The organism is Kitasatospora sp. NRRL B-11411 (assembly GCF_000721345.1).
In the GTDB taxonomy this organism is placed as follows: domain Bacteria; phylum Actinomycetota; class Actinomycetes; order Streptomycetales; family Streptomycetaceae; genus Kitasatospora; species Kitasatospora cineracea.
The window spans coordinates 55,125-69,850 of sequence record NZ_JOGH01000017.1; the positions used below are offsets into that span (position 1 = coordinate 55,125).

Sequence of the window (14,726 nt, forward strand, 5' to 3'; positions counted from 1 at the left end):
TGAGGGTGTTCCTTCCGGGTCAGCTGGTCGCGGCGGTGGCCGCGGCCCACGGCTGGAGCCTGTTGGCCAGCCGGATCTCGTCCACGATCCGGCCGATGATGGTGGTGATGCCGAAGTCCTTGGGCGTGAACACGGCGGCCACCCCGGCGGCCCGCAGGACCTCCGCGTCGGCTGCCGGGATGATGCCGCCCACGATCACCGGCACATCCTCCACCCCGGCCCGGCCCAACCGCTGTATGACGTCGGGCACAAGCTCCGGGTGCGCCCCGGAGAGGATGGACAGGCCCACGCAGTGCACGTCCTCGGCGACGGCCGCCGAGACGATCTGCTCGGGCGTCAGCCGGATGCCCTGGTAGACCACCTCGAACCCGGCGTCGCGGGCCCGGACGGCGATCTGCTCGGCGCCGTTGGAGTGCCCGTCCAGGCCGGGCTTGCCGACCAGCAGGCGCAGCTTGCCGGTGCCGAGCTCGGCGGCGGTGGCGGCCACCGCCGCGCGCACGGCGGCGAGTTCGCCGCCCGGCTCGGCCGCGACGGCGACCGGGGCGCCGCCGACGCCGGTGGGGGCCCGGTACTCGCCGAACACCTCGCGCAGCGCGAACGACCACTCGCCGGTGGTGGCGCCGGCCCGGGCGCAGGCCAGGGTGGCCTCCATCAGGTTCTCGTCGGTGGCGGCCACCTCCTTCAGGCGGGCCAGCGCACCCTGGACGGCGGCCTCGTCGCGGCTGCCGCGCCAGGCGTCCAGGTTGGCCAGCACCGAGCGCTCGGAGGCCGGGTCGACCACCATGATGGCGGTGTCCAGGTCCGCGGTGAGCGGGCTGTCCTCGGTGCTGTCGAAGCAGTTGACGCCGATGATCTTGTCCTGGCCGGCCTCGATCCGGGCCCGCCGCTCGGCGTGCGAGGCGACCAGCTCGGACTTCAGGTAGCCGGACTCGACGGCCGGGATCACCCCGCCCATCCCCAGCACCTTGGCGATCTCCGCCTCGGCGCCGGCCAGCAGCTCGGCGGTCTTCGCCTCGACCACGTGCGAGCCGTCGAACAGGTCGCCGTACTCCAGCAGGTCCGACTCGTACGCCAGCACCTGCTGGATCCGCAGCGACCACTGCTGGTCCCACGGCCGCGGCAGGCCCAACGCCTCGTTCCAGGCCGGGAGTTGGACGGCGCGGGCGCGGGCGTCCTTGGAGAGGGTGACGGCCAGCATCTCCAGCACGATCCGCTGGACGTTGTTCTCCGGCTGCGCCTCGGTCAGGCCCAGCGAGTTGACCTGCACGCCGTAGCGGAACCGGCGCTGCTTGGCGTCCTCGATGCCGTACCGCTCGCGGGTGACCTTCTCCCAGAGCCGGTTGAAGGCCCGCATCTTGCACATCTCCTCGACGAAGCGGACGCCCGCGTTCACGAAGAAGGAGATCCGGCCGACCACCTCGCCCATCCGCTCGGCCGGGACCTGCCCGGAGTCGCGGACGGCGTCCAGCACGGCGATCGCGGTGCACATCGAGTAGGCGATCTCCTGGACGGGCGTCGCCCCGGCCTCCTGCAGGTGGTAGCTGCAGATGTTGATCGGGTTCCACTTCGGGATGTGCGCCACCGTGTAGGCGATCATGTCGGTGATCAGCCGCACCGAGGGGCCGGGCGGGAAGACGTGCGTCCCGCGCGACAGGTACTCCTTGACGATGTCGTTCTGGGTGGTGCCGGTGAGCTTGGCGACGTCCGCGCCCTGCTCCTCGGCGACCACCTGGTAGAGCGCCAGCAGCCACATCGCGGTGGCGTTGATGGTCATCGAGGTGTTGGTGCGCTCCAGCGGGATCCCGTCGAACAGGGTCCGCATGTCGCCCAGGTGTCCGACCGGCACGCCGACCCGGCCGACCTCGCCGCGGGCGAGGACGTGGTCCGAGTCGTAGCCGGTCTGGGTCGGCAGGTCGAAGGCCACCGACAGGCCGGTCTGCCCCTTGGCGAGGTTGCGCCGGTACAGCGCGTTGGAGTCGCTCGCGGTGGAGTGCCCGGCGTAGGTGCGCATCAGCCAGGGGCGGTCGCGCTCTTGAGCGGCCATCAGATGTCCCGGAAGGCGTTGATCTTGCCGATGTGCTGCGCCCGCAGCTCGTGGTCGCGCACGCCCAGGCCCTCCTGCGGGGCCAGGCAGAGCACACCGACCTTGCCCTGGTGCTTGTTGTGGTGCACGTCCAGCGCGGCCTGGCCGGTCTCCTCCAGCGAGTAGACCTTCGACAGGGTCGGGTGGATCTTGCCCTTGGCGACCAGCCGGTTGGCCTCGAACGCCTCGCGGTAGTTGGCGAAGTGCGAGCCGACGATGCGCTTGAGCGACATCCACAGGTAGCGGTTGTCGTACTGGTGCATGTAGCCGGAGGTGGAGGCGCAGGTGACGATGGTGCCGCCCTTGCGGGTGACGTAGACGGACGCGCCGAAGGTCTCCCGGCCCGGGTGCTCGAAGACGATGTCCACGTCCTCGCCGCCGGTGAACTCGCGGATCTTCGAGCCCAGGCGCTTCCACTCGCGCGGGTCCTGGTTGTTCTCGTCCTTCCAGAACCGGTAGCCCTCGGCCGAGCGGTCGATGATCGCCTCGGCGCCCATCGCCCGGCAGATGTCGGCCTTCTGCGGGCTGGAGACCACGCAGATCGGGGTGGCGCCGCCGGCCAGCGCGTACTGGGTGGCGTACGAGCCGAGGCCGCCGCTGGCGCCCCAGATCAGCACGTTGTCGCCCTGCTTCATGCCGGCGCCGTTGCGCGAGACCAGCTGCCGGTAGGCGGTGGAGTTGACCAGGCCCGGGGAGGCGGCCTCCTCCCAGGTCAGGTGCTTGGGCTTGGGCAGCAGCTGGTTGGTCTTGACCAGGGCGATCTGGGCCAGGCCGCCGAAGTTGGTCTCGAAGCCCCAGATCCGCTGCTCCGGGTCCATCATCGTGTCGTTGTGGCCGTCCGGGGACTCCAGCTCGACCGACAGGCAGTGCGCGACGACCTCGTCGCCGGGCTTCCAGGCGTTGACCCCGGCGCCGGTGCGCAGCACCACGCCCGCCAGGTCGGAGCCGAGGACGTGGTACGGCAGGTCGTGACGGTTCGTCAGCGGCGACAGGCGGCCGTAGCGCTCCAGGAAGCCGAAGGTGGAGACCGGCTCGAAGATCGAGCTCCACACGGTGTTGTAGTTGACCGAGCTGGCCATCACGGCCACCAGGGCCTCGCCCGGGCCGAGTTCGGGCAGCGGCACGTCGTCCAGGTGGAGCGACTTGCGCGGGTCCTTGTCCCGGCTGGCCAGGCCCGCGAACATCTGCTCCTCGTCCTTGTGGAGCGTCACGGCCCGGTAGGAGTCGGGCAGCGCCAGGGCGGCGTAGTCCGCGGACGTGGCGTTGCCGCTGAGGATCGCGTCGAGAATTTCCTGCATGGCTGCCTCCGAAGGCGTACCTGTGCGAGGGACACAGGGCGTCTGGGGGAGCCGGGAGCGGACACCGGCTTCGCTGAGGGTCTGAGGGTGGGTACTGCGGTGCGACGGACTGGGTGGTGTCGCGTGGGTGCTGCTGGTCTCGCCCCCTCGGTAGGGGGCGCCGGCGGACGGCGCGCCGAGGTGGGGAGCCGCGGCGCCGCAGCCGGTGGGGAACAAGGTAGTGGCACCCTGTGCCACTCGTAAAGACACGCGGTGCCAAGTCATGACGTGAGCCAGGACACGCCGTGCCGGGCCGGCCCCGGGGACGCCGAAGGCCCGCTCCCGAAACCGGGAGCGGGCCTTCGAATCTGCCTGTGATCTGCGGAAACGGCCTGGATTACACCGGATTTCCGCTCGCCAGGGCGGCTCTGATGGAATCCACCACCAGCTCCAGCGGCGCATCCGTCCGGGCCACTGTGATCAGTACCTCACCACTCGGACTGGCACTCAGTGCGCTCACCGCTGCAGGCTCCTCCGATGGCACTCCGTCACCAATGGCACCGGGTGCCAGCGTGGTGCCGCGGCGGCGCGCCCCGCTCGGCGGGGTCGGCCAGAACGTCCCCCGGATCACCCCGAAGGAGTGGTCCAGCTGCGCCTCCACGTCGCCGTGGCCGCCGGCCCGCAGCCAGCGCCGCAGCACGTGGTTGTGCGCCGCGACCACCGCCGCCGCCGACACCTCGGCCAGCATCGAGTCGTCGTCCCCGCCGCGCTGCCAGCCCGGCGGGGTCTGCTCGGCCGCGTCGAACCGGCCCAGCAGGTAGCGGGTGAACAGCCGCTCGTAGCGGGAGACCACCGCGATCTCGCGCTCGCGCAGCGCCGGGACCTGCCGGATCAGCTGGTAGCGGGCCACCGACATCTCCGGCGTGGAGGCGTACATCCGCAGCACCTCCTTGATGCCGCGGCACACCACGTCCAGCGGGTGCTCCTCGGCGTCGGCGCTGGCCAGCAGGTCCGCCACCCGCACCAGGGTGTCGTCGTGGTCCGGGAAGATCGCCTCCTCCTTCGACCGGAAGTACCGGAAGAAGGTCCGCCGGGCGACCCCGGCCGCGGCCGCGATCTGGTCGACCGTCGTCTCCTCGTACCCCTGGGTGGCGAACAGCTCCATCGCCGCGGCGGTGAGGTCCTGGCGCATCTGCAGCCGCTGGGCGGCGGCCCGGCGGCTGCCCGGTCCGGACTCCGCCCCCGCGCGCGACTGATCGGGCCCGGCGGCCGGCGGCTGCTGCTGGGGAGTCGAGGTCTGGCGATCCATGTTCGGAACGCTACACGCACCCGGTGCGGCCCCGGCCGGCCTGCCCCGGCGCACCGGCGCCACCGGCGGCGCCACGGCGGGCCGGGGCCACCGCGAGGAGACCGCGCCGGTACCCCAAGGAGGCTTCGCCGCAAGCGGGTTGACGCCCCCGGCGGGCGACGGACGGCCCTGCGGGGCGGGTACCGGGCGGCCGGTCATCGCCGTGCGTGGTCGCGGAAACCACGCCCCGTCTTGCGCCCCAGGCAGCCCGCCGCCACCAGGTGCTCCAGCAGCGGCGCCGCCGCCAGGCCCGGCTCCCGGAACTCCTGGTGCAGCACCTGCTCGATGGTCAGCGACACGTCCAGGCCCACCACGTCCAGCAGCTCGAACGGGCCCATCGGGTAGCCGCAGCCCAGCTTCATCGCGGTGTCGATGTCGTCCACCGTCGCGTAGTGCTCCTGCAGCATCCGCACCGCGTCGTTCAGGTACGGGAACAGCAGCGCGTTCACGATGAACCCGGCCCGGTCGCCGCACTCCACCGGGTGCTTGCGCACCTTCGCGCACAGCTCCAGCACGGTCGCCGTGACGTCCTCGGCGGTCAGCACCGTGGAGACCACCTCGACCAGCTTCATGGCCGGCGCCGGGTTGAAGAAGTGCATCCCGACCACGTCGCGCGGCCGCGAGGTGGCCGTGGCGCAGGAGATCACCGGCAGGCTCGACGTCGTCGTGGCGAGCACCGCGCCCGGCTTGACGATCTCGTCCAGGGTGCCGAACAGCTCCCGCTTGACCGCCAGGTCCTCCGCCACCGCCTCCACCACCAGGTCGGCGTCCGCCAGGTCCCGGTACGAGCCGGTCGGGGTGACCAGCGCCAGCGCCGCGTCCCGGGCCTCCCCGGTCAGCCGGCCCTTGGCCACCGAACGCTCCAGCGACTTCGCCAGCTGGGCCTTCGCCCGTTCCGCCTTCTCCTGGCTGCGGGCCGCCAGCAGCACCGGGAAGCCCGCCTTGGCGAACACCTCCACGATGCCGGTCGCCATCGTCCCGCTGCCGCACACGCCGATGCCGCGCACCTCGCGCCCGGCCGCCCGCGGCCCCGCGTCCTCCTGCTGCTCCGGGACGGCCTTCGAGGAGCCCGGCGCCTCGTAGGTGTAGAAGCCCCGGCCCGACTTGCGGCCCAGCAGGCCCGCCGCGACCAGCTGGCCCAGGATCGGCGCCGGCGCGTGCAGCCGGTCCTTGGACTGCGCGTACATCGCCTCCAGCACGGTGCGGGCGGTGTCGATCCCGATCAGGTCCAGCAGCGCCAGCGGGCCCATCGGCAGGCCGCAGCCCAGCCGCATCGCCGCGTCGATGTCCTCCCGGGTCGCGTACCGGGACTCGAACATCGCCGCCGCCTGGTTCAGGTACGCGAACAGCAGGCCGTTGGCGATGAACCCGGCCCGGTCGCCCGCCGCCACCGGCTCCTTGTCCAGGCTCCGGGCCAACTCGGCCACCTGCTCGGCCGCCTGAGCCGAAGTCAGCACGGTGCGGACCACCTCCACCAGGCGCATGCTGTGCACCGGGTTGAAGAAGTGCACGCCCAGCACCCGCTCCGGACGGGCGGTGGCCGCCGCGATCCGGGTCACGCTCAGCGCCGTGGTGCCGGTCGCCAGCACCGTCTCCGGCGGGCAGATCCGGTCCAGCTCGGCGAACAGCGACCGCTTGAGCTCCAGGTCCTCGGGGACCTCCTCGACCACCAGGTCGGCGCGGGCCGCGGCGTTCAGGTCGTCACCGACCTCGATCAGCGCCAGCAGCGCCGCCCGCTCGTCGGCCGACAGCCGCCCGCGCTCCACCGCCCGCGCGGTGGACGCCTCGATCCGGCCCAGCGCCCGCAGCGCCTGCGTCGGACCGGCCTCCACGCCGATCACCCGACGCCCGCTGCGCGCGAGGGCCACGGCCACCCCGGCACCCATGGTGCCCAGGCCGACCACGGCAACAGTGGGGAAGGGACGCTCCATTGTCCGGACTCCTTAGTCATGGGCCCGTGCCGCGGCCCCCGCCACCGTCCGGCCGCGACAGCGCGACCCCGGACGGAGGGTGTGACGGGGGAGGGTGTGCCGACGGCACGGGAGAAACGGGAACGGAAGAAGAACAGCGGCACCCGCGATACGGACTGGTCCGCTCCAGTTCCGTCCATGGGCAGTGCCGTGGTGCTCAGGCGCTCCGACCAGATCATGAAGCGACGCCGACGCGCACACAGGGAGAAACGCGACCCACCGGTGCGGCTCCCGAAGCCCGGCGCTGGCGCGTGCCGACACTGTAGCCCAGCTACCGGCGGGTAGGAAGAGGGGTGCGGGTCGATCCGGAGGACGCGGTGACGGTGGTCGAGGTCACGTCGTACGACGCGGACGCCAACCGGCGCGACCGGGGCGAGGAGCCGAAGGCGCACGCGGGGAGCTGGGACGCCGAACGGCCCGCCCGGAGGGTTCCGGGCGGGCCGTTCGGCGTGTGCAGGGGGGAGGGTCAGTGGGCCATGACCGGGACGGCGTCCTCGGCGGCGGCGCCCTCGGTGTGGTGCTCGGGCTTGCCGGCGTTGACCAGGGTGAAGGCGGTGATGCCGGCCAGGACCAGGATGCCGAAGGCCCACCAGATGGCGACCGAGTAGGAGTGCACCTGGGCCTGGAGCTGGAACAGCTTCGGGTCGGTGGCGGCGGCCGCGTGGGTCTTGGCCCAGGAGGTGCCGGCGCTGTGGGCGACGGTGCTCAGCAGGGCGGTGCCGATCGCGCCGCCGACCTGCTGGGAGGTGTTGACCATCGCGGAGGCGACACCGGCGTCCCGCGGCTGCACGCCGTAGGTGGCCAGGCTCATCGCGGGCATGAACGCGGTGCCCATGCCGAGGCCCATCAGGACCAGGCCGGGCAGGATCTGCCAGTACGAGGTGCCGACGTCGATCTGGGTGAGGATCAGCAGGCCGAGCGAGGCGACCAGGAAGCCGGGCGCCATCAGGTAGCGGGCCGGGACCCGGGTCATCAGGCGGGCGCCGATCTGGGTGGAACCGGTGATCATGCCGGCCACCATCGGGAGGAAGGCGAAGCCGTTGACCAGCGGCTTGTAGCCCAGCACGCCCTGCATGTAGAGGGTCAGGAAGAGGAACAGGCCGAACATGCCGATCACGGCCATGCCGAGCGAGAGGTAGACGCCGCCGCGGTTGCGGTCGGTGATCACGCGCAGCGGCAGCAGCGGGGCCTTGACCCGGCTCTCGACGACCGCGAAGGCGGCGAGCAGCACGGCGGCGGCCACGAACAGGCCGATGGTGCTGCTGTCGCCCCAGCCCTCCTGCTCGGCCCGGGTGAAGCCGTACACCAGGGAGACCAGGCCGGTGGTGACCAGCAGCACGCCCGGGATGTCGAGGCGGTTGCGGTTCAGGCCGACGGCGGGCTCGCGGATGACCATGACCGCGCCGAGGATGGCGACCACGGCGAACGGGATGTTGACGTAGAAGGTCCAGCGCCAGTTCAGGTACTCGGTGAGGGCGCCGCCCAGGATCAGGCCGATCGCACCGCCACCGCCGGCGACGGCGCCGTAGATGCCGAACGCCTTGGCGCGCTCCTTGCCGTCGGTGAACATCACGGCGAGCAGCGACAGCGCGGCGGGCGCAAGCAGCGCGCCGAACACGCCCTGCAGGGCGCGGGCGCCGAGCAGCATGGTGGTGTTGGCGGCGGCGCCGCCGATCGCGGAGGCCGCGGCGAAGCCGATCAGGCCGACCATGAAGGTCCGGCGGCGGCCCCACAGGTCGGCGACCCGGCCGCCGAACAGCAGCAGGCTGCCGAAGGCCAGCGCGTAGGCGGTGATCACCCACTGGGTGGTGCTGTCGGCGAAGCCGAGGTCTTCCTTGGCGTGCGGGAGCGCGATGTTCACCACGGTCGCGTCGAGGACGACCATCAGTTGGGCGAGGGCGATGAAGACGAGCGCCTTCCACCGGCGCGGGTCCGGCTGGAGGGTGTCAGACATGGAGGTACCCACTTGTGTGTGCGAGAGCGTACGGAGGAGAGCAGGGTCGGGTCCGCCGTCGGGGGCGGTTCCTGCGGAGAGTCGGGGGGCGTTCGAAGCCGGTCGGCCCGCGCCCGGGCGGGGCCGAGGGGTCAGACGCGGGGCGTGAGGTCCTCCAGGGTCGCGGCACGGCCGGGCAGCGTGGACGGTGCGGGTGCCCGCAGGCCGTCCAGCAGCAACTGCAGGTGACGCCGGACGTGCGGGTCCAGGTCGAGGCAGCCGAAGCCGGGGAGCGGTCGGGTGAGCTGGGCCATGGCGACGACGATGTCGCCGGCGCCGACGTCGGTGCGGAGCAGGCCGTCGGCCTGGGCGCGCGCGATCAGGTCCTCGGTGACCTGCTTCATCTCGGCGCGGGCCGCGGTGAGTTCGGGTTCGTTCAGGTCGATCGTGTCGGACAGCAGGGGGCAGAGCGCGCCGATCCGCTCCTCGGCCGCGGCGTGCACGAAGCGGCTGAACGCGGCGAAGGAGTCGGGCTCCTCCGCGGTGGCCGCGTGCGCGTGCGCCACGATCCGTTCCATCACGGCGATCGACACCTGGTGGATCAGGGCCTGGCGGTCGGCGAAGTTCCGGTACAGCGTGGCGTTGCCGACGCCGGCCCGGCGGGCGATCTCGTCCAGCGAGGCCAGTGCCCCGTGCTCGACGAAGGCCTCCCGGGCCGCGGCGACGATCCGGGCCCGGTTGCGGGCCGCGTCCGCGCGGCGGACGGGAGCGGCGGTGACGACGGTCATGGTGCGCTCCCTTCGAGCGACGGACGGTAGTGGGGATCCTCTCCCCGTTTCGTTGCGGACAGATGTCTAAACGGGGAACTGGTCCCCGGAAATTTCATCATCCGATGTGACCTGCGTCACATGGGTGCGGCCACGGACGGGTGACCCCCCGGCGCGTTCCCCCGGACAGCCCGAAACCCCTGGTCAGGATGGGTCCATGAGCACCGCAGAGCCGCGCGCCGACCGCGCCGCCGAGGCCCGGACGGCCGCCACCCGGATCGAGGCCCAGGGCGTCGACGGCGTGATCGTCAGCTGGGTCGACAACGCCGGCGTCACCCGGGTCAAGACCGTACCCGTCCGCGCCCTGGAGTCCGCCGCCCGGTGGGGCGTCGGCGCCGCCCCCTGCTTCGACGCCTTCCTGGTCGACGACTCGCTCGCCCCCTCCGGCAGCCCCGTCGGCGACCTGCGCCTGGTCCCCGACCTCGCCGGGCTGCGCCGCCTCGCCGCCCAGCCCGGCTGGGCCTGGGCCCCCGGCGACCGGTGGACCCAGCAGGGCGAACCGCACCCCGGCTGCCAGCGGCAGTTCGCCCGCCGCACCGCCGACGCGCTCGCCGAGCACGGCCTGGCCGTCAAGGCCGGCATCGAGGTCGAGTGGATCGTCGACGGCGGCGAACCCGGACCCGCCTACGGCATGCGCCGCCTGATCGGCAACAGCGACTACCTGCGCGACCTGCTGCGCGCGCTGCGCGAACAGCGGCTGACCGTCCTCCAGCTGCACCCCGAGTACACCGAGGGCCAGTACGAGCTCTCGGTCGCCCCCGAGGGCCCGGTCGAGGCCGCCGACACCGCCCTGCTGGTCCGGCACACCGTGCAGGCCGTCTCGCTCCGGCACGGCCTGCGCGCCAGCTTCGCCCCCGTCACCGCCCCCGACGGCGTCGGCAACGGCGGCCACCTGCACCTCAGCCTGTGGCGTGACGGCCGCAACCTCGGCCACGGCGGCACCGGCCCGCACGGGCTGACCCGGGAGGCCGAGGCGTTCCTGGCCGGCGTGCTCGCCGAACTGCCCGCGCTGCTCGCCCTCGGCGCCCCGTCCGTCGCCAGCTACCTGCGCCTGGTCCCCGGCCACTGGTCCGGGCCGCACCGCTGCTGGGGCCTGGAGAACCGGGAGGCCGCGCTCCGCCTGATCACCGGCTCCGCCCCCGAGCAGGCCAATGCCGAGATCAAGTGCTTCGACGCCGCCGCCAACCCCTACCTCGCCGTCGGCGGCGTGCTGGCCGCCGGACTGGCCGGCCTCGGCGGCGCCCTGCGGCTGCCCGCCGAGACCACCGGCGACCCCGACGGCGCGGCCGAACGCCTCCCCGACACGCTCGGCCGGGCCGTCGACGCGCTGCGCAAGTCGCAGGTGCTGCGGACCGCCATGGGCGAACAGCTCTGGCAGGCCGTCATCGACGTCCGCGAGGCCGAGATCGCCCGCTTCGCCGACCACACCCCCGAGCAGCTCGTCGAAGCCGTCCGCTACCGCTACTGAGCACCGCCGCCCGGGGCCGCCCAGCGGGGGTCGAGCGCGATCCCGCGCAGCTGCTCCGCGGACAGCAGCGGCGGCTTCCCGGCGTCCGGCGACCCCGCGCCCGCCGGGTTCACCGCCGTCACCCGGACCCGGACGCCGTCCGGGCGCAGCACGTCCACCGCCGACTCGGTCGCCCCCTGCGAGCCCGGCACCTCCCGGGCCGCCGTGGCGCGCACCCGGACGCGGTCCGCCCCGGCCGGCGCCGCGGCGAACCAGTCCCGGGCCGCCCGGTCGGCCCGCTGCGCGCGGACCGTCAGCACCAGCTCGTGCCCGTCCTGCGCGGCGGTCAGCCGCTGCCCGCCCACCCACTCCGAGGCGCTCGCCACCCGCAGCCCGGACGGCAGCAGCTCGCGCAGCCGCACCGGCGGCCCGTCCGGCCCGAAGGCGTCCGTGGCGGACGCCTCGTCGGGGGAGAGCCCGGACCGGAACGAGGCCCAGACCGGGTCGGCCGCCAGCGCCGCGAGCTGATCGGGCGTCAGCACCGGGGTCGGCCTGGTCCGGTCCTGGCGCTCCTGGTCGGCGAAGGAGTACGCGGACAGCACCACCCGCAGCCCGTCCGGGCCGGTGAAGACGGCCGTGCCGGTGCCCCGCGGCCCGGGGTCCGGGTCCATCGCCCCGACCGTCAGCGAGCCGCCGTCCGGGCCCGGCCGCACCTCGCACGCCTCGTTCGAGGAGTTCGACAGCGGGCAGCCGCTCTTCAGCTTCCGACCCCCCGCGTCGGACACCAGCACCGTCACCAGGCTCGCCCCGTGCCCGTCGTCCAGGGTCAGCTCCGCCGTCTCGTACGCCACCCGGAGCCCGGCCACCCCGGACCGGTCGCCCGCCGACCGCAGGACCCGCACCCCCGCGGGCAGCCGCTCGGCCAGCGCCGACACCAGGGACGGCCCGTCCGCCGCGGCCCCGGACGGCCCGCCCGAACGCCCCGCCGCCGGACCGGCCGCCGCCCCGCCGCCCGGTGGCAGCGCCACGGCCGTCAGACCGCCCGCCGCCACCACCGCCGCGGCGGCGCCCGCCACCAGCGCCAGCTGCCGGCGCTGCCGGCGGCGGCCCCGGGCCGCACCCGCCGCCACCAGGTGCGGCCCGTCGGGGCGGAAGCCGTCGCCGGTCCGGCGCAGGACCTGCGCCAGCCGGTCCTCGAAGTCGTGCTCGGACTGCTCGGACATGCGTGATCACCGTCTCTGTGAGGAGTTCCGTGGGAGTTCCGTGCGGGGTTCCGTGCGGGGTTCCGCGAGGAGTGCTACGGGAGGCCGGAGGCGGGCGTCAGCGGACGGAGAGGTCCGCGAGGCTGTCGCCGAGCAGCGCGCGCAGCCGGGCCAGCGCCCGGGCGGAGCGGGTGCGGACCGCGCCCGCGCTGCAGCGCAGGATCTCCGCGCTCTCCTCCACGCTGACGTCCTCCCAGTAGCGCAGCACCAGCACCGCCCGGTCCCGCGGCGCCAGTGCGGCCAGCGCGGTCAGCAGGGCGACCCGCAGCGCGCCGTCGCCCTCCGGGCCCGGCAGGTCCGGGACTTCGGCGATCGGCCGCTCCCCGGCGCTGCGCCGCCGGTGGTGGCTGACGAACTGCCGGTACAGCACCCCCTGCGCGTACCCGGCCGGGTTCTCGATCGCCCGGCCGCCGAAGAACCGGCCCGGCCGCCGCCACACCGTGTACATCCGGCTCAGCGTCTCCTGCACCAGGTCCTCCGCGAGGTGGGTGTCCCCGCCGGTCAGCAGGCAGGCCGAGCGGAAGAGGTGTCCGGACCGGGCGGCCGCGAACTCCGTGTAGTCCGTGTACTCCGCGTCCGTGCCGCGCCCTGCCGTCGATGCCACGATCACTGCTCCCCCGAGGTTCCCTGCCCTGTCACCCTTCAGACGCGGTTCGCGGGCCGCCGCGTCACAGCCCGCCGTCCGGCCGCCCGGGCCGACGGGGCGGGAGCCCGGGCCGACGGGGCGGGAGCCCCCGGACGGGGCCGGTCCGGGGGCGCTGCCCCGGGCGTGGTACGAAGTCCGGATGACGAGCTACTGGACGGGTGAACGGGTCAGGCTGCGCGCGGTCGAACCGGGGGACGGGCCGCTGCTGGCCCGGCTCTCCGAGCAGGAGGAACGCCTCGGGGACGCGCTCGACCCGCCGCGCTCCGTCGAGGGGTGGGCGGCGCTGGCCAGGGAGAAGGCCGCCGCCGACCCGACCGCCGACACCTACCAGCTGGTGGTCGAGTCGCGCGCGGACGGCGCCGCGGTCGGCTCGGTCGGCGTGCACCGGGCGGACAACCGCAGCGGGCTGTTCGAGTACGGCATCACCGTCGGCGCCGAGCACCGCCGGCGGGGCTACGCGGCCGAGGCCGTCCGGCTGGTGCTGCGGCACCAGTTCGAGGAGCGCCGCCACCACAAGGCCACCGCCCGGGTGTTCGCCCACAACGAGCCCTCGCTGGCGCTCCAGCGGCGGCTCGGCTTCGTCGAGGAGGGCCGGCTCGGCCGGCACTTCTTCGTCGCGGGCGAGCACCGCGACGTGGCGCTGTTCGCCATGTTCGCCGAGGAGTTCTTCGCCCGGTACGGCGGCCCCACCCGGCTCTGACCCCCCGCTGCACGTTCCTGCACGTTTCCGGCCGGCGGCCCGGCCAACGGCGGTCCGGCCGGCCGGTAGGCGCCCCCCGGGCCCCGCCTACCGGTCGGCCGCCGCGCCCGGGGCGAACGGGCCGTCCAGCGCGGCCCACTGCAGCAGCAGGACGGTCTTGCCATCGGAGATCCGGCCGTCCCGGGTCATCGCCAGCGCCTCGGCGAAGGGCAGTTCGAGCACCTCGATGTCCTCGCCGTCCTCCGCCAGCCCGCCGCCGCGCCCGGTCCGGTCGGCCGGGCGGTAGGGCGCCGCGTAGCAGTGCAGCCGCTCGGTGACCGAGCCCGGGCTCATGTACGCGTCCAGCACGTGCGTCAACGGGCCGAGTTCCACGCCGAGTTCCTCCAGGCTCTCGCGGCGCACGGCGGTGACCGGGTCGTCCGCGTCGAGCAGCCCGGCCGCCGCCTCGACCAGCATCCCGTCCGGGTGCCCGTTGACGTACGCCGGGTACCGGAACTGGCGGGTCAGCAGGACGGTGCCGCGCGCCGCGTCGTACGGCAGCACCGCCGCGCCGTTGCCCCGGTCGTAGGTCTCGCGCTGCTGGGTGGTCCACCGGCCGTCGCGGCCGCGGTAGTCGAAGGTGGTGCGGCGCAGCACGTGCCAGCCCTGCGAGGTGAGCTCCACCTCGCGCACCCGCACGTCCGGGTTGCCGCGCAGCCCGCGCCCGGCCCGGTCCAGGCCGGTGCGGCCGCGGTGGTCGGGGAGGTCGACCCCCGGGCGGCCGCTCACGCCTCCTCCCGGCCCGCGCGGTGCGGGAGTTCGGAGACGTCGTGGTAGACCGGCAGGCCGCGGCGGCGTGCCGTGGCGACGTCCTGGTCCGCGCCCGCGGAGTCGCCGGGCAGGCGGAGCACCGCGTGGCAGTGGGCGAGCAGCCGGTCCGCGGTCGGGTACAGCACCCGGTCGGCCAGCGGGTCGGTCGGGCCCGCGCCGGCCGAGCGCAGGACGGGGAGCGCGATCCACTCGCCGATCACCGGCAGGTGCCCGGCGGCGAACACCGGCCAGGCGGCGGCCTCCAGCCGGGCCAGGTTGGCGGCCATCGCGGCCGGGTCGCCGCCGGTGCCGGAGCGGTACGGCCCGGCGATCAGGACGAGCATGGGGGAGTCAGGGAAGTCGGGGGAGTCGGAGTCGGTGCGGGGTGATGCTGCCGGTGTGGTCATGGGGCGCTACGATACATGCAAGAACGTGAAAGAACAG

The 14,726-nt window shown here is 74.0% G+C and carries 12 protein-coding genes; 2 read left to right on the forward strand and 10 right to left on the reverse strand.

The window, feature by feature from the left end; genetic code table 11:
* Window positions 1-19: 19 nt before the first annotated feature.
* The 6 genes from IH44_RS0111240 to IH44_RS0111265 form a co-directional block, all read right to left on the reverse strand.
* Window positions 20-2,044, reverse strand: coding sequence for a protein meaA (locus tag IH44_RS0111240; RefSeq protein WP_030459330.1), 2,025 nt, complete (start codon window positions 2,042-2,044; stop codon window positions 20-22).
* Window positions 2,044-3,381: a crotonyl-CoA carboxylase/reductase gene (gene ccrA / locus IH44_RS0111245; RefSeq protein ID WP_030459331.1), complete on the reverse strand. Its 1,338-nt coding sequence runs from the start codon at window positions 3,379-3,381 to the stop codon at window positions 2,044-2,046. The genes IH44_RS0111240 and ccrA overlap by 1 nt, the downstream gene beginning before the upstream one ends.
* Before the next feature lie 376 nt (window positions 3,382-3,757).
* Window positions 3,758-4,669 (reverse strand): TetR family transcriptional regulator, encoded by a 912-nt coding sequence (locus IH44_RS0111250; RefSeq protein WP_030459332.1) that lies wholly within the window; start codon window positions 4,667-4,669, stop codon window positions 3,758-3,760.
* Between the two features lie 194 nt (window positions 4,670-4,863).
* Window positions 4,864-6,639, reverse strand: coding sequence for a 3-hydroxyacyl-CoA dehydrogenase family protein (locus IH44_RS0111255; RefSeq protein WP_030459333.1), 1,776 nt, complete (start codon window positions 6,637-6,639; stop codon window positions 4,864-4,866).
* A gap of 505 nt (window positions 6,640-7,144) precedes the next feature.
* A complete protein-coding gene (locus IH44_RS0111260) occupies window positions 7,145-8,632 on the reverse strand; it encodes an MFS transporter (protein ID WP_030459334.1) in 1,488 nt (495 codons plus the stop codon).
* A gap of 131 nt (window positions 8,633-8,763) precedes the next feature.
* Complete coding sequence (locus IH44_RS0111265) at window positions 8,764-9,399, reverse strand: TetR/AcrR family transcriptional regulator (protein WP_030459335.1); 636 nt, start codon at window positions 9,397-9,399, stop codon at window positions 8,764-8,766.
* A 196-nt stretch (window positions 9,400-9,595) separates the two neighbouring features.
* On the opposite strand from IH44_RS0111265, the gene IH44_RS0111270 reads away from it, so the two are divergent.
* Window positions 9,596-10,906, forward strand: coding sequence for a glutamine synthetase family protein (locus IH44_RS0111270; RefSeq protein WP_030459336.1), 1,311 nt, complete (start codon window positions 9,596-9,598; stop codon window positions 10,904-10,906).
* Here the strand turns inward: IH44_RS0111270 and IH44_RS42615 are convergent.
* Both IH44_RS42615 and IH44_RS0111280 read right to left on the reverse strand, forming a co-directional pair.
* Window positions 10,900-12,108, reverse strand: a complete 1,209-nt coding sequence (locus IH44_RS42615) for a hypothetical protein (RefSeq protein ID WP_030459337.1) — start codon at window positions 12,106-12,108, stop codon at window positions 10,900-10,902. The genes IH44_RS0111270 and IH44_RS42615 overlap by 7 nt on opposite strands.
* Before the next feature lie 97 nt (window positions 12,109-12,205).
* A complete protein-coding gene (locus IH44_RS0111280) occupies window positions 12,206-12,751 on the reverse strand; it encodes a SigE family RNA polymerase sigma factor (protein WP_030459338.1) in 546 nt (181 codons plus the stop codon).
* A 181-nt stretch (window positions 12,752-12,932) separates the two neighbouring features.
* Between IH44_RS0111280 and IH44_RS0111285 the strand changes: the two genes are divergently transcribed.
* Window positions 12,933-13,493 (forward strand): GNAT family N-acetyltransferase, encoded by a 561-nt coding sequence (locus tag IH44_RS0111285; RefSeq protein WP_030459339.1) that lies wholly within the window; start codon window positions 12,933-12,935, stop codon window positions 13,491-13,493.
* Window positions 13,494-13,580: 87 nt separating this feature from the next.
* On the opposite strand, the gene IH44_RS0111290 is transcribed toward IH44_RS0111285, so the two are convergent.
* A complete protein-coding gene (locus IH44_RS0111290) occupies window positions 13,581-14,261 on the reverse strand; it encodes an NUDIX domain-containing protein (protein WP_030459340.1) in 681 nt (226 codons plus the stop codon).
* Window positions 14,258-14,626, reverse strand: coding sequence for a hypothetical protein (locus tag IH44_RS0111295; protein ID WP_030459341.1), 369 nt, complete (start codon window positions 14,624-14,626; stop codon window positions 14,258-14,260). The genes IH44_RS0111290 and IH44_RS0111295 overlap by 4 nt, the downstream gene beginning before the upstream one ends.
* Window positions 14,627-14,726 lie beyond the last annotated feature (100 nt).

What these genes read in the sequence shown, in the direction of transcription:
- IH44_RS0111240 (WP_030459330.1), bottom strand. Translation starts at nt 2,044, where the DNA reads ATGGCCGCTCAAGAGCGCGACCGCCCCTGGCTGATGCGCACCTACGCC.
- IH44_RS0111295 (WP_030459341.1), bottom strand. Translation starts at nt 14,626, where the DNA reads ATGCTCGTCCTGATCGCCGGGCCGTACCGCTCCGGCACCGGCGGCGAC.
- IH44_RS0111265 (WP_030459335.1), bottom strand. Translation starts at nt 9,399, where the DNA reads ATGACCGTCGTCACCGCCGCTCCCGTCCGCCGCGCGGACGCGGCCCGC.
- IH44_RS0111250 (WP_030459332.1), bottom strand. Translation starts at nt 4,669, where the DNA reads ATGGATCGCCAGACCTCGACTCCCCAGCAGCAGCCGCCGGCCGCCGGG.
- IH44_RS0111255 (WP_030459333.1), bottom strand. Translation starts at nt 6,639, where the DNA reads ATGGAGCGTCCCTTCCCCACTGTTGCCGTGGTCGGCCTGGGCACCATG.
- IH44_RS0111260 (WP_030459334.1), bottom strand. Translation starts at nt 8,632, where the DNA reads ATGTCTGACACCCTCCAGCCGGACCCGCGCCGGTGGAAGGCGCTCGTC.
- IH44_RS0111270 (WP_030459336.1), top strand. Translation starts at nt 9,596, where the DNA reads ATGAGCACCGCAGAGCCGCGCGCCGACCGCGCCGCCGAGGCCCGGACG.
- IH44_RS42615 (WP_030459337.1), bottom strand. Translation starts at nt 12,108, where the DNA reads ATGTCCGAGCAGTCCGAGCACGACTTCGAGGACCGGCTGGCGCAGGTC.
- ccrA (WP_030459331.1), bottom strand. Translation starts at nt 3,381, where the DNA reads ATGCAGGAAATTCTCGACGCGATCCTCAGCGGCAACGCCACGTCCGCG.
- IH44_RS0111285 (WP_030459339.1), top strand. Translation starts at nt 12,933, where the DNA reads ATGACGAGCTACTGGACGGGTGAACGGGTCAGGCTGCGCGCGGTCGAA.